The following is a 19,669-nucleotide window of genomic DNA, read 5'->3' as shown; positions in this document are numbered from 1 at the left end:
AAATATGCGATAGATCGGGATTCGCAGTGCTTAGGCAAGCGTAATGGGCACACCTAATCCTTCCAGATGACGCAGCATCTCGGTCAAGTCATCGACAGACTGAAATAGCTTGTTTCGCCAAAAACGTGTGGGCTGGAATTTCTTTTTCTGGTGAATAGCTAAAAGATTGCCACCCGACCGCATATGATTTTGGATATACGTAATATCCTGTAGGTTGAACTCCCACGTATTATCGCCCTTAACTACGCGCAGCACACCAGGAGTAGTAGACCATGTGGATGGCTGTTGACTCCACTTGACGCTTAAAAATAATAGTACTGGTAAACAAACTAGCAGAGCAATGATTTTCGGAATCTCACCAATATGGCTATAGGACGCGCCAATACCTACTACAAATAAAGATCCTAGCAATATCTGGATAAATCTGCCGCGATGTAAGGTGTGGATCACGAATGTTGTTTCGTTCATGAGCTGTTATCGCGTGTAGATTTGGAATTAATTGGCTTTACTTTCTAACAACATGGGCTCGCGTACTTCTGCAACCGCGACGGCACCGACTAACTGACCGCCCATATCTACCGCAAATTGGCTTATAGCGACATTTCCATACAATTTGCCAACCGATTTTAAAATTAAAGTATGACACTTTACATCTCCCGTAACTCGGCCGTACACGATTAATGTTTCGCATGAAATATCGCCATCCACGTAAGCAGATTCACCAATAATGACGCCTTTATCCATGCGTACATTTCCTTGGAGCTTGCCATCAATGCGTAAGCTCTCGGTGCCGATAAGATCCCCTTCGATGGATATGCCTTCAGCAATCACCGTGTTGATCTGAAATTCTTCAGGACGGTCTATCTTGCGAACTTTATCTTGTTTGGGCTTGAACATAGCGCGAGTTGCGTGGATTTTCTAGTAATTGTATTAGAATTGGAAGTACTTTTCAGGATTGATTGTGCGGCCACCTTGCAATACTTCATAATGAAGATGTGGTCCTGTACTGCGACCTGTGCTGCCCAGCAAGCCGACCGTGGTGCCTACATCGATGCGTTGACCACGTTTTACACGAATTCTACTGAGATGCGCGTAGCGCGTTTCGTACCCATTGGCATGCCTTACAGCCACCAAGTTTCCATAGCCACCTTTATAACCCGCAAAGATGACAGTTCCTTTGGCGGTAGCTTTTATGCTTTCTCCGGTACGTCCTTTAAAATCAATACCAGAATGTTTTTCGCGACCACCTCCGGTGAATGGATTTCCTCGGTAACCATAACGGGAAGTGATACGGCCGCTATGCGGACGGCCGAAAGGCGCGCCATCCAAACGATTTTCAACGTCTTCGAGCATATTCACATAATACTTGGCGAGTTCTTCTAGATTGCCATCGTCTTCCACGATTGGTCCACCTGCGTTATTGATAGCAAGAGCTTTCAATCCTCTTTTTTTCATCTTCGCATTGATGCGATTCAAGGTGCTGTCGAAGTTATTAATGGAGCGTCTTACGTCGTCGATATTCACCTGTTTACTAGCATCATCTAGCGTAAGCTGTTGGTTTCGTTTACGTAGTTTATCGATCTTTTCTAAATACACCTCCGCATAGCGTTTCTCATTTCTGTGATTTACAAAATATACGATCCCCACCACACCCAACAGCACAACTGTAGTAAATGAAAACGCAATATGTTTCCAATAAGACAGTAAGAATGTAGGAATCTGAATCTTTTTGTTAGGATTACCGTCGGCACTAACAATCAATACAGAAGTCTTCTTCTTCAGCATAATTTTTTGCTCTTTCTATTTTTTACACAAGTCGCAAACTTAATGATTATTAAAATTTACGCCTGATATTTCACAAATTTTAACACTACATTTTGTAATTCGGCATGATATTTTCAAACTTTGGCTCCATGTCATTTTCTTCGAAACTCATCCAATGGTACGCGCAAAATGCACGCGAATTACCCTGGCGACAAACATCAGATCCTTATATCATCTGGCTATCGGAAATCATCCTTCAGCAAACACGTGTTGAACAAGGCCTGCCTTATTTTCAGACTTTTGTAACACAGTTGCCAACGGTGAGCGATTTTGCAGACGCTCCCGAAGATTTTATCCTACGACTATGGCAGGGTTTGGGTTATTATTCAAGGGCGCGCAATATGCACAAAGCGGCAAAAGCAGTCATGCATGATTATAGTGGTAGATTTCCGACTTCCTATCACGAGCTTATTCAACTACCTGGTATTGGTTCGTACACAGCAAGTGCCATCGCATCATTTTCTAGCAATGAAGTGCGCGCCGTCGTAGATGGGAATGTATATCGGGTATTGTCGCGTGTATTTGGCATCGATACTGATATTAATAGCGGCGCCGGCAAGAAACAATTTCAGGAATTAGCCGATTCGCTGATTAGTGAGAAAGAACCTGGGTTATACAATCAGGCGATTATGGATTTTGGCGCAACAGTTTGTAAGCCGAAGCAACCTTTATGCGCGAATTGTATTTTTGTTCATGAATGTGACGCTTTTGCTACAGGAAGAATTGCATTGCTGCCGAAGAAGATAAAAAAAACGAAAATACGAAAGCGTTATTTCCATTACTTCATTATTCGCCGGAGCGCAGAAGTGATGATTGCCAAACGGCCGGACGGAGATATCTGGGCAAATTTACACGAGTTCCCGATGATCGAAACGGCGGCTCCTATCTCAGTAACAGAGCTACAAGAAAACGCTGCTTTCAAAACGCATTTCGCACAAAACATACCTATACCACTTGGTGATTCTATTAAGCAAATCCTAAGCCATCAGCATATTTATGCTCAATTCTACTTGCTCCCGGAAGACATTGATATAAAAAATAAAAAAACGGATTGGCAATACATTTTGTTGGAAAAATTAGATACATTAGCTAAACATAAACTGATCTTTTCCTTCTTAAGGACGGACAATTTCCCACAATAACACCTAAATTATTCCATATGGCTAGCGTAAACAAAGTGATATTAGTAGGACATTTGGGCAAAGACCCTGAAATTCGCTATTTAGATGGCAATGTCTCTGTTGCAAGTTTCCCACTTGCCACTTCCGAGTTTTATAATAAAGACGGCAAAAAAATAGAGCAAACAGAGTGGCACAACATTGTACTTTGGCGAGCCTTGGCCGACTTGGCTGTTAAATATCTAAAAAAAGGCAAGTTAGTATATATCGAAGGAAAACTACGCACTCGCACCTACGAAGACAAAGAGGGAATACGTCGGTTTACGACGGAGATTGTTGCTGAAAGCTTCAATTTGCTTGGTCGGCGGTCAGATTTTGAGCAACAAGCAGGCGATCGCACTAGCGAACGAAGCGAAGATCAGACAGAAGAGCCGAAAGTCGATTTCCGGGAGAACGACGATGACAACGACGGACTTCCTTTCTAATCCGAAAAACGAAAAAAGCAGATGCCCATGTAATGACGGATGCAAGGAATTTTTAATATTTTCCAGTATCTTTGGCGCATGTTGCAAGATAAGATAGCGCAGTATACGCAAGAGATTAAGGAAAGCTCCTTGACAAACGCCACAGAGATAGAGGCTTTTCGTCTCAAATTTTTGGTTTCCAAAGGCATTGTCAAATCTTTGTTTGAAGAGTTCAAGTCGGTTTCTACGGAAGAGAAACGAACGCTGGGAAAAGTACTGAACGAATTCAAAATATTGGCCGAAACTACGCTGAAGAATGCACTTGATACGGTCGGCGATGCAGGCAACAACCAAGATAGCTCCTTTGACGGTGACCTTACGCTTCCGGGAGAAGGATTTCAACTTGGTTCAAGACATCCGCTTTCTTTGGTACGAAAAGAGATCGTCGAAATATTCAAGAAGCTTGGATTCATCGTGGCAGAAGGTCCGGAGATTGAAGATGACTGGCACAATTTTTCTGCCCTCAACTTCCCGCCAGAGCATCCGGCGAGAGATATGCAGGATACATTTTTCATCAAAAAACAGGATGGAAATGATATCGCATTGCGTACACACACCTCCTCGGTACAGGTACGATTGATGCAAGCCGGCCAACCGCCTTTCCGCGCGATCATGCCCGGACGAGTATTTCGCAATGAAGCTATTTCGGCTCGTGCACATTGTTTCTTTCATCAAGTGGAAGGCTTATATGTAGATGAGAACGTATCATTTGCCGACTTAAAGCAGACGCTCTTCCATTTTGTACAGGAACTTTATGGTGAAGGTACAAAAGTGCGTTTCCGGCCTTCTTACTTCCCTTTTACGGAGCCGTCGGCAGAGATGGATATCTCGTGCACGATTTGTAAAGGAAAAGGTTGCCAACTTTGTAAAAACTCGGGTTGGGTAGAAATACTAGGCTGCGGAATGGTAGATCCTAATGTGTTGGAAAACTGCGGAATCGACTCCAAAAAATATAGTGGATTTGCCTTTGGCATGGGCATAGAGCGGATCACGAATCTGAAATATGAAATCCGTGACCTACGTCTTTTCTCAGAAAATGACACACGCTTCTTAGCTCAGTTCGAAACAGAAATCTTGTAACAAAGTAGCGTGACAAACGTTATAACCATCCGCCAAAGTTAAGCGCAATCTGATGGATACGGATATCATTGTAAACAATATTAAGAAATCTGCCCGCGAGCTATTCCGGCGTTATGGCTACAACAAAACCAGCGTCAATGAGCTTGCAAAGCATGCTAATGTGGCGAAAGCTACCTTCTACAAGCATTTCAGCAGCAAAGAGCTTATCCTGCATGCAATCCTTATGGATTATATACAGGAAAATGTACAAGACATCCTAAGTAAAAATGTAGGAGAGCAGGATTTGCATACTTTTTTAGCTAAAACCATCCTCCGCGTAAGTCGCGTAACCTATACTGTATGTAATGAATTTATTGGCTGGGAATTTATACGCGAATCTGCTAACGCCCAAGAGTACCTTAAGATTCTATCAGACGATTTAGAGTTTCTTTTGCTCAGTTCCTTCATTCAGAATGAAACTATTGGTGCAGTTGTACCCGAGGAAAAGCTGACATTCTTGATCAAGTGCAGCAAAAACATCGTTTTCTCCTTTGCCTTTACCGCCGTATCTGATGCAGACGTGCGTAAGAACTTTATCTCCTTTCAGAAAGATATGCTACCACATTTAGTAGCTGCTACGTTGCAGTAGGTCACATCAAATTTGTGCCGTGCTGACATCTTTTTCAAAGACAAATTCTTACCTTTGCATAAAATTTCACCCATTATGGCAACAAATAGAACTTTTACGATGATTAAGCCGGATGCAGTAGCAAACGGACATATCGGAGCAATCTTGAACGATATCACCGCTGGCGGTTTTAAAATCGTAGCAATGAAATATGTGCATCTTACGGATGTAACCGCAGGTAACTTTTATGCAGTACACAAAGAACGTCCGTTTTACGGAGAGCTTGTACAGTTCATGACTTCGGGACCAATTGTAGCGGCTATCTTGGAAAAAGAAAATGCAGTTGAAGATTTCCGCACATTAATCGGCGCTACGGATCCTGCTAAAGCAGATGAAGGTACCATCCGTAACAAATATGCAAAATCTATCGAAGCAAATGCTGTACATGGATCGGACTCTGACGAGAATGCTGCCATCGAAGGAGATTTCTTCTTCTCTCAATTCGAGCGCTTCTAGTCACTCATCTTGATAACAAAAACAACAGGCCCGAATGCATGCATTCGGGCCTGTTGTTTTTTGGTATTGTGACATACCACCCGTATCGTCGAAGACAGCATATCTCACATCAAGAAAATGCTCTTGTGCCCAAATAGTGATCTTCTTTGGCCGTCATTAGCTTTTTATCCGCTGGCTTTTTGTCCAAATATCCACAAAGGTGTAGCACACCGTGAATAATGACGCGGTGCAATTCATCATGCTGCGGAACGCCAAATTTTTGCGCATTATCTTGGATCCGATCTACGGAAATAAATATATCTCCAGCGACCACATGCTCGTCTTCGGAGCTATCGAACGTAACGATATCGGTAAACGTATCGTGATTGAGGTACTGTTTATTAATTTCCAACAGGTACTCATCCGAGCAGAAAATGAAATTCAACTCTCCGACGCGCGCAAAGCCTTCGGCTTTGATCGTATCAGCGACCCATTGCCGCACCTTTTGCTTCTGTTTTAATGTAAAATCGATATCTTCGACGAAGAAAGTAATATCCTTTAATGCCATTACTATATGGATTTGCTATTCAAGTAGTCTTGTAAAATAATCGTGGCCGACAACGTGTCCACCGTTTCCTTGTTTTGTCTTTTTTTGCGGTTCATACCGCTCTGCGAAATGGCTGCTGTCGCCATTTTGGAAGTAAATCTTTCGTCAATCTCGACAACGGGTATACCGGGAAATTCGCGCTGCAAGCGTCGCGTGAATCCAACCACATGCTCGGCCGATTGTGAGTCAGTGCCGTCCATCTGCCTAGGCTTGCCTACGACAAAAGTCGCGACGACTTCGCTTTGCATATATTCATGGAGAAAAGGCCACAACTTGTCCGGATGCAACGTCGTTAACGGATTGGCGATGATCTGCAACGGATCCGTCACGGCTATACCTACTCGTTTGGTTCCGTAATCGAAAGCCATTATACGCATATCTTTTTTTTACAAAAATACGATTTAAAACGTAGGATGCCAGACTCCAAAAAAATCGATACATTTGGTAAACTAATCCGCACGCTATGCAACAGGCTTTTATTATCCTACTGTGCATGATCCAGACCAGCACGCTTATGGCACAAAAAACTTCCACAAAGCAAAAAATCGAATCCACTTTTGCGGCACATGAACGCAAGCTCATTACTGATGGAAAGGGAACGATGCACGTTTTTTTAGTGACAGATGAAATGGAGTTGGCTGTATTGTCCGCGACATCGAAAGATATTGATCCGGCAGATCCGCTGTTGCAAACTCTAATTGCGCGCATGCTGGCGACGGTGCAAGATGAAGCGCATGCGGGCGTCGGGATTGCAGCTCCGCAAGTAGGTATTAACAAAAATCTGATCTTGGTACAGCGATTCGACAAAGTAGGAGGACCGTTCGAAAGTTATATCAATCCCAAAATCATCTGGCGCTCTACTTTATTGCGTACTGGTGCAGAAGGCTGTCTTTCTATTCCAGATCGTCGCGAAGAAGTGGAACGCAGCTACGCCATTCGCTTGCAATACGACTTACCGAGTGGGGATGTTGTCGAAGAAAATGTAGAAGGATTTACCGCGGTGATCTTTCAACATGAGATTGACCACTTATTTGGTATTTTGTACCCCGACCGTGTGGAAGAGCAAGAAGCAACGCCGAGCACTTCGCTGAATACTTCTATAAAATTCTCCGCTAAAGATGGCGCACCGCCATTATAAATTATCTGGGCGACAAACGTACTTCGAATAGTTTTGTCCAGTCTTTACCGGTAACGTAGAACGTTTTGGTGTTGGCATTGTAGGCAATACCATTCATCTCATTGTTTAAAGGCTGACGCTCGCCGTTATACAGTCCTACAAAATTAATTTTTCCTTCTACTACGCCAGTTTCAGGATTGATAATAACTACTTCGTCGCGGTCACCATAATACAGGTTCGCGTAGATCTTTCCATCGACATATTCTAGTTCATTGAGATTCGGTACCGGTCCGCGATCGTCAAATACTTCGATAGAGCCAAGCTCACGGAACGTAGCAGGATCTACAAAATACAAGAAGGAAGATCCATCGGTTTTGATCAATCGAGTGCCATCGTAGGTAATGCCCCATCCTTCTTGATTTGGATTGGTATAATCAAATGTCTGCAGTCGCTTTAAGCTTGATTTGTCGTAGACAAATCCGACTCCGCTAGTGTAGGTCAAGAAGATAATTTTATCTCCTACAATAGTCATTCCTTCACCAAATAGTTCACCGTCTAAATCGGTTTTTTGGATTACATTGCCCGTCTTTAAATCGACTTTGCGCAGAGAAGAGCGCCCCTTCATACCAGTGGATTCATACAGAATTCCATTTTCGTACTGCAAGCCTTGAGTAAAGGCTGTGGGGTCGTGCGGATAGGTATTAATTACTTCAAATTGATATGCCGTAGGCGTTGGTGGTACAATAAGAATGTTGGTATAGGCGATATCTTCTTTGCCTCCGTAATATATTTTGGCACTCAAGCTACGATTACCATAGTTGAATTGATTGCTATCGAATTCTAAAGCGGTAGTATCTGTCTTGCTCGCCAATAGATCTCCATCTACTGAGTATACTACCGAATCAACTGTTTCATCCGGGAAACGGAGCGCTAATTGAAGCTTCTCCCCTTTTAATACAGATGTGCCTGCTTCGGGTGTCACAAATTCGAATCTTCCTTTTTGACTTTTACAACCTATCAGGAATAAACAGGCGGATAACGCTACCGCAAAAGCTTGGTATTTCATACGTGTATTTTTTATTTAATAGTGCCAAAAGGCATCTTTAATGTGTTCTATTATGACTTCGTCTTCGGAAATGATGGATACAATATCAAATCGTATTTCTCCTTCGTGTCCGTATTTTGCGAGATACACATTCGCAAGCCGAACTAAGTTCTTTTGCTTGGCATAGTTCACGGATTCTTCCGGATAACCATACCGCAACGAAGAACGAGTTTTGACTTCTACAAACACCAGAATGTCGCCATCTTTCATAATAATATCGGCTTCTACATGTTTGTGTCGCCAATTTACCGTAAGTATTTCGTAACCACAACTCCGAAGATAAGCTTGTGCGCGTTGCTCACCAAAATCGCCCTTATCTTTCTTCTCGGTCATGCAGTGATTTTATTTGACGATGGTGTTGCCTAGGTATTCGCCTAGCATCATCTCCATATCTTTGTACTTCTTGTATTTGGCCATCAATATTTCCAGATCAACCGCCGATTGAGGTGATTTTAACTCTTCGCGAATCTTCTGCAGCTCGCGCTCTACTTTCCGTTTTTTCAAGCGGTATACGGTTTCAGTTACCAAACTTTTCAGGTGATCCAATTCGGTCGTGACATAAATCTTGCGCTTGTCATCGTTCCAGTTCGGGCTCAGCTCATACCGGTTCGCAATAAGCGTAACGGCAAGATCGGAGACTCCGGGCTCTTGATCAGAAATAAAGTGCTTGGCTTCGGGTATCTCAAAGTCGACCATCTTTTTTTTGAAGACATCGAAGATATACGCGCTGGCTGGGTCTTCGAAACTAATATCGTCAAAGTTATTGATGAGATATGGCGCAATTGGCATGTTCTCCACTTCGGGATCCCAAGTGACTTGCTCGTGGCCATAGTTCAATAAGATGCGAATCAATTCTCGTTCTTGCAATACTTCGGACGACAACTTAGTGCTTTGCGGTGTCGCGGCTTGCTGTGAGGTTGTGGCAGCATCGTCCGAACCCATCATTGCGGCAAAGAATTCGGCAGGAGGCTGATCGCCAGCGCTAGCGGCCGCTTTTTTCTCTTTAGCGGCTGACTTATTGATGCGCATTTTGTTTAATTCCGACAGGAGAATCCGCTCCTCCATATCTAACAAGGTACTGCATTGACGGATGTACAATGAAACCTTGATTTCGTCTGGAATCAACGAAATACTTTCCACCACATCGCGAATAACTTCAGCTCTTTTGACGGGATCATTACCCGAATCTTTGAGTAGAATATTGGTTTTGAAAAATACAAAATCCTCGGGATGCTTAGTAATGTATTCCTTGAAATGTGCCGAGCCAAACTTCTGGACATAGGAATCTGGATCATGCCCATCTGGGAAGAGCAAGACCTTGACATTCAACCCTTCTTCGAGCAACATATCGGTACCGCGCAAAGACGCTTTGATACCGGCAGCATCACCATCATATAGAATCGTGACGTTTTTAGTATATCTGGAGATCAACCGAATCTGCCCGCTGGTGAGTGATGTACCAGAGGAAGACACCACATTTTCCACGCCTGCTTGATGCATGGAAATTACGTCGGCATAACCTTCTACGAGGTAACAAATATCGGCATCCGCAATCGCTTTCTTGGCCAGGTTAAGACCATAGAGCACATCGGATTTATGATAAATCTCACTTTCAGGTGAGTTGACATATTTCGGAACACTCTTCTCGGTCTTGAGCGTTCGCCCACCAAATCCGATAGCGCGCCCGGTGACGTTGAATATCGGAAAGATCACTCGACCGCGAAAGCGGTCGTACAAAGTCTGGTCTTCGCGTTGAATGGCTAGGCCAATCTCTTTGATATATGCTTGCTGAAATCCGGCTTTTTCGGCGGCAGTGACCAGCGCTTCCCATTTATCGGACGAATAGCCTAAGGCAAACTTGCGGATGATATCTTCGCGGTAACCGCGCTCTTTGAAATAAGACAGACCGATGGAGCGACCTTCTTCCGTATCCCACAATTGATCTACGAAATATTGACTTGCCCATTTAGTTAGCACGAATAAGCTCTCGCGCTTATCTTGCTTGGCCATCTGCTCGGGCGATCGTTCGACTTCCTCGACTTGAATGTGATACTTGTTGGCCAGATACCGAATCGCCTCTGGATATGAGAATTTCTCGATCTCCATCACAAACTTAAGCGAATCGCCACCAGCACCGCAGCCAAAGCATTTGTAGATACCTTTGGCTACCGAAACATTGAAAGATGGTGTTTTTTCATCGTGAAACGGACAATTCCCGATGAGGGAAGTTCCTCGTTTTTTGAGGGGCACAAAATCTCCTACAACCTCATCTATGCGTGCTGCATCCAGGACCTTGTCTACTACCTCCTGCTTGATCATACCCGAATGTACTAAGGATAACTAGAAAGAAAAAATTAATGTTTTGGCGAAGTCGCATTTTGCGATACGGGCTCATCCAGATCCGTAAACTTAGAATTTTGCGAAGTGAACTCCGGTACCAAATCTTTCACTTTGCTCACCAGATGCATTTGATCATTTTCTGGATCGGCGCTCTGTACGAACTGGCACAAGTCATTGATCTGAGAAATACTGGATGTTGCATCCTGCGTATTCACCAAGGCGATCATAATCTTTTTATGATGCGTCTGTAGTGTATTTTCATCGCTAGCCAACAGCTCCTCATAGATTTTCTCGCCAGGCCGTAGCCCGGTATATTGGATCTGTATATCTTCTGGATAACGATATCCTTTGAGGCGGATCATGCGCTTAGCCAAATCGGTAATACGCACGGGTTTGCCCATATCAAACACAAATACTTCACCACCTTTGCCCATGATTGCCGCTTCTTGTACCAATTGGCAAGCTTCGGGAATGGTCATAAAATAGCGAGTGATATCTTGATGAGTAACCGTAAGTGGCCCGCCACTTTTTAATTGTTTTTCGAATAATGGAATCACCGACCCGTTAGAGCCCAGCACATTGCCAAATCGTGTGACAATGTAGTTGGTCGCACTTAATCCATTCAACGCAGATACGTAAATTTCTGCAGTCCGCTTGGTCGCGCCCATTACATTGGTTGGGTTCACCGCTTTATCGGTAGATATCATCACGAACTTATCGGCGCCATATGCACTAGCTAGATCTGCGACTACTTTTGTGCCGTACACGTTAGTGCGCACGGATTCGTACGGATTACTTTCCATCAATGGCACATGCTTATATGCCGCTGCATGGAATATCACCTCTGGTCTGTACTTCTCAAATACACTCTCCATGAACTGCTTATCACGCACATTGCCCACAATAAATGCGCTATCCGAGGCGATCAGGTGTTTCAATTCTTGTTGCAAATCGTAAAGCGGGGATTCTGCCTGATCCAGCACGACGAGTTTGGCTTCGGTGTTGATGGCGATCTGTCGCACCAATTCACTACCTATCGATCCTGCTCCTCCTGTAACTAATACCATCCGGCCTGATAACGCCTCGGCCACAATCGGATTATCCAATTGAATTGCTGCTCTACCTAGCAGATCAGCAATCTGTAGCGGACGAAGCTGGTTAACTGCGATCTGGCCATGTAGGATCTTGGCTGTGGATGGTAAAATTTTGATTTTCACAGGATAATCCTCTACCATCTGTGTAATGCGGTTTAAGCGTTCTTGATAATTATCATCCAATGCGATAATTATTTCATCGACGTTCATAAATTGCAGCGTATCTTCAGTAAGCTGCTGAACGTTCAAAATTTTGTAGCCATGAATCATCTTACCGATTCTGGATGGGTTATCGTCGGCAAAGGCGACAACTTTGTATTTCTGCTTAATATCGCCTCTTAAAATATTTAGTGTGATGCCCCCCATGTTTCCCGCACCGACGATCAACACACGCGTCAGCTTACGCCCTTGTAGAAAAAGTGACTCGTAAATGGTACGATAAAACACTCGTGCTGAAACAAGGGCAACGGTGGTCAAAAACACATGCATAAATATAACTGCATACGATAATTGTAGAAATTGGGCTACTACATGCTCGCTGCTTAAAGTATTGCGTGCTACAAGAGATAATAGCATCAATAAGGCTAACGCGCTAAAAGTAGCGATCATAATTCGACCCGCATCTTGTATCCCAGCTTCACGGACAATACCGCGATATGTCCGGTAAAAAACGAAGGAAAGCGCATAAGCAACTGTGACAGTACAGGCTTTTTGCAGCATGATATCGAAATCAAAAGTGCCTTTGGAGCTATTGACTACATAACTAGAGAAAGCATAGCAAAGCAGCACAATTACTACGTCGATGAGTAATATTACCCAACGAGGATTGTCTTTACGAAACCTTTTTGCAAGTGATGGGATTGCCATGGCAAGTTAATATATGACCCTGATGGTGCTTAGTAAGAGGCTAAAAAGAATTCTTCCACATCATGCTTTCGACTGGACGAACCGTCTTGGTGTTGTATTTGGCATTTCCTTTGGTGTTGTACAACGTTTCGATATCGCCTTCCACATCAAAATAAATTAACTGCCCGATCGGCATTCCCGCATATACCCGAACTGGTTGCGCGACGGAAATTTCCAATGTCCAAGTATTACAAAAACCCACATCGCCCTTGCCAGCCGTGGCGTGAATGTCAATTCCCAACCTTCCGGTGCTGGATTTTCCTTCTAAAAAGGGAACATGCTTATGCGTTTCTGTATACTCAAGCGTTACGCCTAAATATAGGGTATTCGGTTGCAAAACAAAGCCCGCTTCAGAAATCTCAAAATGATCTATCTCATTGTGTTTCTTCGCATCCAGCACTCGGTCTCGATAGGTAGCCAGATATTTGCCCAAATGCACATCGTAGGAATTGGTACCTAGACATGTACGATCAAAAGGCTCAATGACTATCGTCCCCTCTTCAATCTCTGCTAGTATTCGCTTATCAGATAAGATCATATATTTTCTTCTTGTTAAACCCAGTAATAGGAAAATCACCGGGCATCAAAAATACATCATTGAATGATATTCAGCAAATTTCACTTTTGTTGCTTATTTTTGATTATGGGATTAGTCTATCTACGGGAGCTCGATACGGACTCTAAATTTGCAATCTGGAAAATAGAGGAGACAGCAGACGAGCTCTTAGCTTTTCTACAACTTAGTGACGCTGAGTTGCATACCTTAAAAAACTTAAATAAAGGCAAGCGAACGTTGCACTGGTTGGCTACACGCGTATTATTACGCCAATTATTACATACAGAGCAGTACATTCAATGTGTACCCGATAGCAATGGCAAACCATATCTGCCAGATTATCCACTACAAATCTCGTTAACCCACTCGTTCGACTATGCTGGTGCTATGCTAAGTAAGAAGGGCGCCTGCGGCATTGATCTGGAGCTGGTGAAAGACAAAATTGAACGTATAAAAGAAAAATTTCTCCGTCCTGAGGAACTAGCTTTTATTCCTGCGATCTCGAACCGCGTAGAGCAATTATACGCCTGCTGGTGTGCCAAGGAAGCCGTGTATAAACTACAAGGTAACAAAGGTACATCGTTCTATCATAATATGACGATTTTACCGTTTGAATACACGCCGCAAGGTGTGATGCAGGTTCGCTTGGATGTGGATGGAATTTCCAATATATATGATGTGTATTACGAGCGCTTCAACGACTACATGCTCGGCTACGTAGTTGGCACTTACTAAGCTGCAATAAAATATTTCGTATCTTTGTGCCGCTATGTCGGTAAAAATCGGAGATCATATTGATTTGGGCGCGTTCCCGCTATTACTTGCACCTATGGAAGATGTAAGTGATCCGCCATTTCGCTTCGTTTGTAAGCAAAATGGCGTAGATATGATGTATACAGAGTTCATCTCATCTGAAGGGCTAATTCGTGATGCGGCCAAGTCGCGTCAAAAATTAGACATATTTGAGTACGAGCGTCCAATTGGAATCCAAATTTTTGGCTCCGAGATCGACCATATGCGTATGGCATCTGAGATCAGCTCCCAAGCTGGTCCGGATCTTATCGATATCAACTATGGATGCCCGGTCAAGAATGTTGCTTGCCGTGGTGCAGGCGCTAGTCTGCTACAAGACATTGACAAGATGGTAGCGATGACCAAAGCTGTGGTGGAAGGCACAAATTTACCCGTAACCGTCAAAACGCGATTGGGCTGGGACGACAATACTAAGAATGTTTACGAAGTAGCCGAACGCTTGCAAGATGTAGGCATCAAAGCACTTTCTATACATGGCCGTACACGTGCACAGATGTACAAAGGCCAGGCTGACTGGACGATGATCCGTGATGTGAAGAAAAACCCTCGCGTGAAAATCCCAATTTTTGGTAACGGAGATGTGGATTCAGTAGAAAAAGCAGCTGCCTGGCGCCAAGAATATGAAGTGGATGGTATTATGATTGGTCGTGCAGCGATTGGCTACCCATGGATTTTTAGAGAAATCAAACATTTTTTTGAGACCGGCGAACATTTGGCTGGCCCCACGATCAAAGAGCGGGTGGATGTGTGTAAAACGCACTTGACAAAATCTATCGAGTGGAAAGGCGATAAAACGGGTATTTTTGAAATGCGCAGACATTATGCCAATTACTTCAAAGGTATCCCGAACTTCAAGGAATATAGAATGCGTTTGGTGAGCCTTCCTACACTAGCTGAGATTTTGGAAGTATTAGAAGAAATCGAGCATCAATTTGATGCAGAACTTATCTTCTCGTAAAACAGCACCTGACATCTTTCTTTGTTAGCCAATTGGCTTAAAACGATCGGCTATATATTGCCCCAAACGGTGATTGACCTCGCTCCAATAGGTGAGTAATTCTTCGGCCTCCGTCATCTTATCTTCCTGATTAAGCAATGCTTTTTCCAGTGGTTTGACCGGTCGAATCTCCTTGACTTTAATCTGTGCAAAGCGCGAACTGAGCTTGTGCACCAATTCACCCAAAGCAACGGCATTACGCTCGCGGAGATAACGCATGCCATCTTGCAACATCGTGCTATTGCCTGTTTGCAACTCTTCCAGCACTTCTTCAAGCATGGCATCATCTCCCATGGTAAATGCTTCCAAATCTTCTATATGAAACATAGGCTGTGCGGAACCTCTGGATATAGCGTTCGGCTCGTGTGTTCCTGAGGTATCCCAATCTACGTCTAATATTTCGGTAATTGACTTCAGAAGTTTAATCTTTAAGATTGGCTTGGATATGTAAGCATCATACGCCTCTAGTTCATTCTTTTCCTCGTCGTTGAGCAACACGTTGGCAGTAGATGCAATTACTTTCTTCGGCCGCATTCCTGCGGCTGTCAAAGCTGCGAGCAATTCATGACCTGTCATTTCCGGCATTTTCACATCGGTAATCACAAGGTCGTATTTCGCTCCTTCGGTTTTGAGATGTTGATATGCTTTTAACGGATCGTTGATGGAGGTTACTTTCGCGCCATATTCGCTCAATATCATCTCGTAGAGCCTAGTAATGAGGGGATCGTCGTCTACACAAAAGATCGCTTTACCTTTCAGCAGGGCTTTCGATAATCCTGCAATCTCATCTTTGGAAATAGGTGCTTCTGCTTTTTTTAAGGGTAAAAATAAATGGAAAGTAGACCCTTCGCCCACTTTGCTAGTTACTGAAATAGTTCCATGTAATTGTTGTACCACCTTCTTCACTAAGCCCAACCCCAATCCAATACCTTTTGACTTATTTTTGTATGTACCAATTTGCTGGTATTCTTCAAAGATCTTATTGATATTGGACTCTTGGATACCGATTCCTGAATCGGCTACATCGATACTGACTTCATAGATTCCATCGGTCTCGACTACTCCTGCTGTTAGTTTTACAAAACCTTTGTAACTAAACTTGATCGCATTATGAATCAGATTATATATAATTTGCTGAATCCGGTATGCATCCGACGAAACGTAGAACGGCTCTTCAGGAATGGTATACTGCGCATCCAATTGCGCATCGGCAATCATATTTACGGTATTGTCTTTGATCTGTTGCAATAGTTCGGCTAAGTCAAATACTTGATCGGATATCTCAATAATGCCCGACTCTATCTTAGCGCTATCCAATATTTCGTTAGCCACATTCAGCAGGTGTAAAGATGACGATTTGATCGACTTCGCTTTGATATCTGATGAGTCCAACAATTCGGCGTAACCAATGATCGAAGTGAGTGGCGTACGGAGCTCATGGCTCATTGTCGTTAGAAATTGTTGCTTCGCGATAACTTCTCTTTTGGCCTTTTCTTCATTTTTGAGAATCTGCTGCTGGTATTCTTTGTTTTTGTTGATATCTCGCCCAACTAAGAAAACCAACAAGAAACTCAACACTGCAAAAGAGACGATTACTACGATGATCGTATGCTGGAAGTTTTTGGAGAACGCCGCTGTGCGACGCGCTTGCTCCATCGTTTGGTTATTTTCTTGAAATCGTAAATCATTAAGAATCTGCTCCAGATCCATCGTGATACGTGCACTTTTTTGGTAGAGCTTAATCTCATTTTGATTGATTCGCTCCATGAGCTCCAGCTCATCCGTATAATAGTTTGCAAAAGCATCTTTTATCACCTCTGTTACGCGATCTTCGGCAGGTGGCAGATCCACTCGTTCGACTACCACTGTATCGGTGACGGTATGCACGACCGTGTCTGTTATGGTCTTGTAGGTTTGCTGTAATACTTTAGGTTCTGGCCTTGGGGGTTTGGCTTTTGAGAAAAGGCGTTGAAAAAAACCTCGTTTTTTATCGCCATTCTCCTCTTTCTGGAAAAACATGCTGTCCGGAATGTTGCGACTGCGAATCTCCAACGAGATGCGATCTATAATATTGAGCGAGTCGCTGGAGCTAAATGTATCTAACTTAGCCAATAAATCCTCTTCCAAGTTGTCCAGTACTTCGAGTTGCTTTTCGCTACGCATAGATTTAAGCACTCGAAACTCATTTTTTATCTGCTCTAAGACGCCTGGAATGGAATCCAGATCTCGAATACCAGCCGAATCTAATTCGTTCGAATAAAGCGATCGCAGTCTGCGAATATTGTCGTCAATAGAGTCAATCAGGATCACGTGTTGCCTATCAAAATCTTCTGCCGGATGTAAACTTTGTGTATAAAAGATATCATTCAGTCGATGCAAATCGGCCGTGATTTTCCGAAAAAGCTCCCACTTCTTGTTCGGATTCGACAATTGCGCTACACGATTGGTGAGTTCAAACAAGTTATTGATCGAATAAAATCCGATCCCGCCGATACAAAGTGCCGACAGCATCAATATGAAGAATATCTTGCTTTTTAATGAATTCACGGACAATGGGGTTGTGCTATTTACGTTTGATGCAGTCGCTTAAAAGCACACCGTAAACGTAAATAGCAGACTTTTTATTTCAGAAGTTCCAGAAGTTCTGATGGGTTAAATGGTTTATTAAGGAATGTGGTCACTCCGAGCGACTGTGCTTCCTGACGCAGTTGATCATCAAGCATCCGGCTCATCACGATTACTTTTGTGACCTTTGCATTTTCCTTAATCCATCGCACTAAATCTACACCATTTGTATCTGGCAGGCGATAATCCACCAATGCCACATCAAATTCGGCTCGTTGTAGTTGCTCCTTAGCAGAAGCTCCATCCGTAGCCTGTGATGCTTGATGCCCGTTTTTGTTCAAGTAATTACTCACCAGCTTACAAAACATCAAATCATCTTCTATCACCAATACATTATTCATATCTTTTCCTTCTTTAATCAAACATCTTTTTAGCCTGTTGATCGATCGTGTAAACGGCCATACAGCTTTGCACGAAACCTTCGATCAACTCATCTAGACCTAATCCTAATATACCGAAATTTTTGATATCGAACAAGATCAGGCGCACGTCATCATAGGACCATCCGTCGGTGTTTTTGACGGACAGATTGGTTCCATAAACTTCCCATGAGTCCAATCCTTCTGGCAAAGGCTGATTGAGTGGATACTTGGATTTCCGAGAATAGATGGCCAACGGTCTCATTCCTTTATCGGTAGCATGCACCATCATCCTTGCATCAAAAGCAAAGCTCCTGTTCTTGGTATCGGGTAACGTTCCTATATGATAAAAGGCATTTTCAAACTTTTCGTTTGCATTACTGAAAATTAATTCCTGAATGAGGTACTTATCATCTGGATTGGCAGACAGAGCTTGATATGCTTTATCAAATTCTGATTGCGAAGTGACGGTGTATACGCCTTGCCCAGCATTGCTATCTGGCACTTTGATGACCATGCTGCCTTCTAATTGATCGTAGTAGGAAGCCAGCTCGCTGAGCGAAACATCTAAGAAAGTTTTGGGCACGTAGATCTCTAAACCATCTTGCTTAAATTCTTGATTGAAATCTGCATACGCCTTATAAGCAGCACTTTTGTTTCGGCCACCCGCCAAGCATGCTTCGATGGGATTCAAGAGTAATGTTTTGGATTTTTCAGGAATACGATCCCACGGATGCTGTGTAACGTAGCGAAATGCCGCTCTAATTGGCACCCACTCACCTTTTTCGTCTTGTATATGTAGTTTGCCATCTTGAAACTTTACGGATTCGGCATCACTCGCCTTGTATTCTGCCAAATAAACGGGCTCACCGAATACGTCGGCAATGGCAGACGCATAACCTACATTTTCCATGGGGTTTTTATCGTAAATCAGAGCAAGTGCACCAGTCTCTTCATGTGCATCTACGATGGGCTTAAATGTGTCATTCATCAGTTTATAATAGCCGCCGCTCTCTGGATCAAACTCTGGTAGTGGCATAGATTTCTGACCTGACGGGCAGGAGTTAGTTTCAATAACTACGAGCTTTTTCTGGCCTTTGCTATTCACAACGTGCATCAAATCGGTACCAGCCCATTTGAAATATTTCGGTGTGTAGTTGATGACCTTTTCTAATGCTTTGCTCTGCACATGGGGATTTAGCCGCACGTAGCGCTCTACCAACTGATGATTATTTAAATTTAAAAAATACGACACCAATGGGTGTAGGTTGGAGTTCAAGGCGCGTGGATACCAGTGATCCGCCGGTTCGAAATCTCCCGGCTCTACCAAATGAACACCTTTTGAAATGGACAGTTTCATATTTAAAATTTGTCTTTTAAGATCTTACGTACTATTCCGACCTTCCTCATTAAGAGATAGTGGGACATAGTACTACCAACTATTTAATTTTTCAAGGTAATCATGCTTATGACTTATAGTGTTGCGTAAGCATCTTTTTTAT

Annotated in this window: 21 protein-coding genes; 8 read left to right on the top strand and 13 right to left on the bottom strand. The window is 43.3% G+C overall.

What is annotated here, in order from left to right:
- Positions 1–30: 30 nt before the first annotated feature.
- Genes A0125_RS08400 through A0125_RS08390 form a run of 3 tightly spaced genes read right to left on the bottom strand, consistent with a single transcriptional unit; the run spans position 31 to position 1,785 of the window.
- Positions 31–468, bottom strand: coding sequence for a hypothetical protein (locus tag A0125_RS08400; RefSeq protein ID WP_066754569.1), 438 nt, complete (start codon positions 466–468; stop codon positions 31–33).
- Positions 469–495: 27 nt separating this feature from the next.
- Positions 496–897: a bactofilin family protein gene (locus A0125_RS08395; RefSeq protein WP_066754568.1), complete on the bottom strand. Its 402-nt coding sequence runs from the start codon at positions 895–897 to the stop codon at positions 496–498.
- A 33-nt stretch (positions 898–930) separates the two neighbouring features.
- Positions 931–1,785, bottom strand: a complete 855-nt coding sequence (locus A0125_RS08390) for a M23 family metallopeptidase (RefSeq protein ID WP_066754566.1) — start codon at positions 1,783–1,785, stop codon at positions 931–933.
- Positions 1,786–1,913: 128 nt separating this feature from the next.
- Here A0125_RS08390 and mutY point away from each other — a divergent pair, with 128 nt between their 5' ends.
- The 5 genes from mutY (at position 1,914) to A0125_RS08365 (ending at position 5,669) form a co-directional block, all read left to right on the top strand.
- Entirely contained in the window at positions 1,914–2,966 is a 1,053-nt protein-coding gene (gene mutY / locus A0125_RS08385; RefSeq protein WP_066754563.1) for an A/G-specific adenine glycosylase, read from the top strand.
- Positions 2,967–2,983: 17 nt separating this feature from the next.
- Positions 2,984–3,427: a single-stranded DNA-binding protein gene (locus A0125_RS08380; protein WP_066754561.1), complete on the top strand. Its 444-nt coding sequence runs from the start codon at positions 2,984–2,986 to the stop codon at positions 3,425–3,427.
- Between the two features lie 78 nt (positions 3,428–3,505).
- Positions 3,506–4,546, top strand: coding sequence for a phenylalanine--tRNA ligase subunit alpha (gene pheS, locus A0125_RS08375; protein ID WP_066754560.1), 1,041 nt, complete (start codon positions 3,506–3,508; stop codon positions 4,544–4,546).
- 52 nt (positions 4,547–4,598) lie between these two features.
- Positions 4,599–5,174, top strand: coding sequence for a TetR/AcrR family transcriptional regulator (locus A0125_RS08370; protein WP_066754559.1), 576 nt, complete (start codon positions 4,599–4,601; stop codon positions 5,172–5,174).
- Between the two features lie 75 nt (positions 5,175–5,249).
- A complete protein-coding gene (locus A0125_RS08365) occupies positions 5,250–5,669 on the top strand; it encodes a nucleoside-diphosphate kinase (protein ID WP_066754558.1) in 420 nt (139 codons plus the stop codon).
- 109 nt (positions 5,670–5,778) lie between these two features.
- Here the strand turns inward: A0125_RS08365 and ybeY are convergent, their stop codons facing one another.
- Together ybeY and ruvX are read right to left on the bottom strand one after the other, a co-directional pair.
- Positions 5,779–6,216: an rRNA maturation RNase YbeY gene (ybeY, locus tag A0125_RS08360; RefSeq protein ID WP_066754557.1), complete on the bottom strand. Its 438-nt coding sequence runs from the start codon at positions 6,214–6,216 to the stop codon at positions 5,779–5,781.
- Positions 6,217–6,218: 2 nt separating this feature from the next.
- Positions 6,219–6,632 carry a Holliday junction resolvase RuvX gene (ruvX, locus tag A0125_RS08355; RefSeq protein WP_066754556.1) on the bottom strand — a complete coding sequence of 138 codons (414 nt, stop codon included), beginning with the start codon at positions 6,630–6,632 and terminating at the stop codon, positions 6,219–6,221.
- 86 nt (positions 6,633–6,718) lie between these two features.
- Between ruvX and def the strand changes: the two genes are divergently transcribed.
- Positions 6,719–7,393, top strand: coding sequence for a peptide deformylase (def, locus tag A0125_RS08350; RefSeq protein ID WP_197464832.1), 675 nt, complete (start codon positions 6,719–6,721; stop codon positions 7,391–7,393).
- Position 7,394: 1 nt separating this feature from the next.
- On the opposite strand, the gene A0125_RS08345 is transcribed toward def, so the two are convergent.
- From A0125_RS08345 to dcd, 5 genes are read right to left on the bottom strand one after another with little or no spacing between them, the layout of a single operon-like run.
- Positions 7,395–8,438: a glutaminyl-peptide cyclotransferase gene (locus A0125_RS08345; protein WP_066754554.1), complete on the bottom strand. Its 1,044-nt coding sequence runs from the start codon at positions 8,436–8,438 to the stop codon at positions 7,395–7,397.
- A 15-nt stretch (positions 8,439–8,453) separates the two neighbouring features.
- The gene (locus A0125_RS08340) at positions 8,454–8,810 is read right to left on the bottom strand and encodes a YraN family protein (RefSeq protein WP_066754550.1); all 357 of its coding nucleotides are present in this window, start codon (positions 8,808–8,810) and stop codon (positions 8,454–8,456) included.
- Between the two features lie 9 nt (positions 8,811–8,819).
- Positions 8,820–10,796 carry a DNA primase gene (gene dnaG / locus A0125_RS08335; protein ID WP_066754547.1) on the bottom strand — a complete coding sequence of 659 codons (1,977 nt, stop codon included), beginning with the start codon at positions 10,794–10,796 and terminating at the stop codon, positions 8,820–8,822.
- A 35-nt stretch (positions 10,797–10,831) separates the two neighbouring features.
- Complete coding sequence (locus A0125_RS08330; protein WP_066754546.1) at positions 10,832–12,778, bottom strand: polysaccharide biosynthesis protein; 1,947 nt, start codon at positions 12,776–12,778, stop codon at positions 10,832–10,834.
- A gap of 40 nt (positions 12,779–12,818) precedes the next feature.
- Positions 12,819–13,355 carry a dCTP deaminase gene (gene dcd / locus A0125_RS08325; RefSeq protein ID WP_066754545.1) on the bottom strand — a complete coding sequence of 179 codons (537 nt, stop codon included), beginning with the start codon at positions 13,353–13,355 and terminating at the stop codon, positions 12,819–12,821.
- 105 nt (positions 13,356–13,460) lie between these two features.
- On the opposite strand from dcd, the gene A0125_RS08320 reads away from it, so the two are divergent.
- Positions 13,461–14,108, top strand: a complete 648-nt coding sequence (locus A0125_RS08320) for a 4'-phosphopantetheinyl transferase family protein (protein WP_066754544.1) — start codon at positions 13,461–13,463, stop codon at positions 14,106–14,108.
- A 34-nt stretch (positions 14,109–14,142) separates the two neighbouring features.
- Positions 14,143–15,144: a tRNA dihydrouridine synthase DusB gene (gene dusB, locus A0125_RS08315; RefSeq protein WP_066754543.1), complete on the top strand. Its 1,002-nt coding sequence runs from the start codon at positions 14,143–14,145 to the stop codon at positions 15,142–15,144.
- Between the two features lie 24 nt (positions 15,145–15,168).
- Here the strand turns inward: dusB and A0125_RS08310 are convergent, their stop codons facing one another.
- From A0125_RS08310 to A0125_RS08300, 3 genes are all read right to left on the bottom strand, one after another.
- Positions 15,169–17,730, bottom strand: a complete 2,562-nt coding sequence (locus A0125_RS08310; RefSeq protein WP_156472487.1) for a hybrid sensor histidine kinase/response regulator — start codon at positions 17,728–17,730, stop codon at positions 15,169–15,171.
- A gap of 74 nt (positions 17,731–17,804) precedes the next feature.
- Complete coding sequence (locus tag A0125_RS08305) at positions 17,805–18,149, bottom strand: response regulator (protein WP_156472486.1); 345 nt, start codon at positions 18,147–18,149, stop codon at positions 17,805–17,807.
- 13 nt (positions 18,150–18,162) lie between these two features.
- The gene (locus A0125_RS08300) at positions 18,163–19,527 is read right to left on the bottom strand and encodes an ATP-grasp domain-containing protein (RefSeq protein ID WP_066754539.1); all 1,365 of its coding nucleotides are present in this window, start codon (positions 19,525–19,527) and stop codon (positions 18,163–18,165) included.
- Between the last annotated feature and the right edge of the window lie 142 nt (positions 19,528–19,669).

The organism is Sphingobacterium populi (assembly GCF_001586775.1).
In the GTDB taxonomy this organism is placed as follows: Bacteria; Bacteroidota; Bacteroidia; order Sphingobacteriales; family Sphingobacteriaceae; genus Sphingobacterium; species Sphingobacterium populi.
This window is presented reverse-complemented; position numbering and strand designations above follow the sequence as displayed.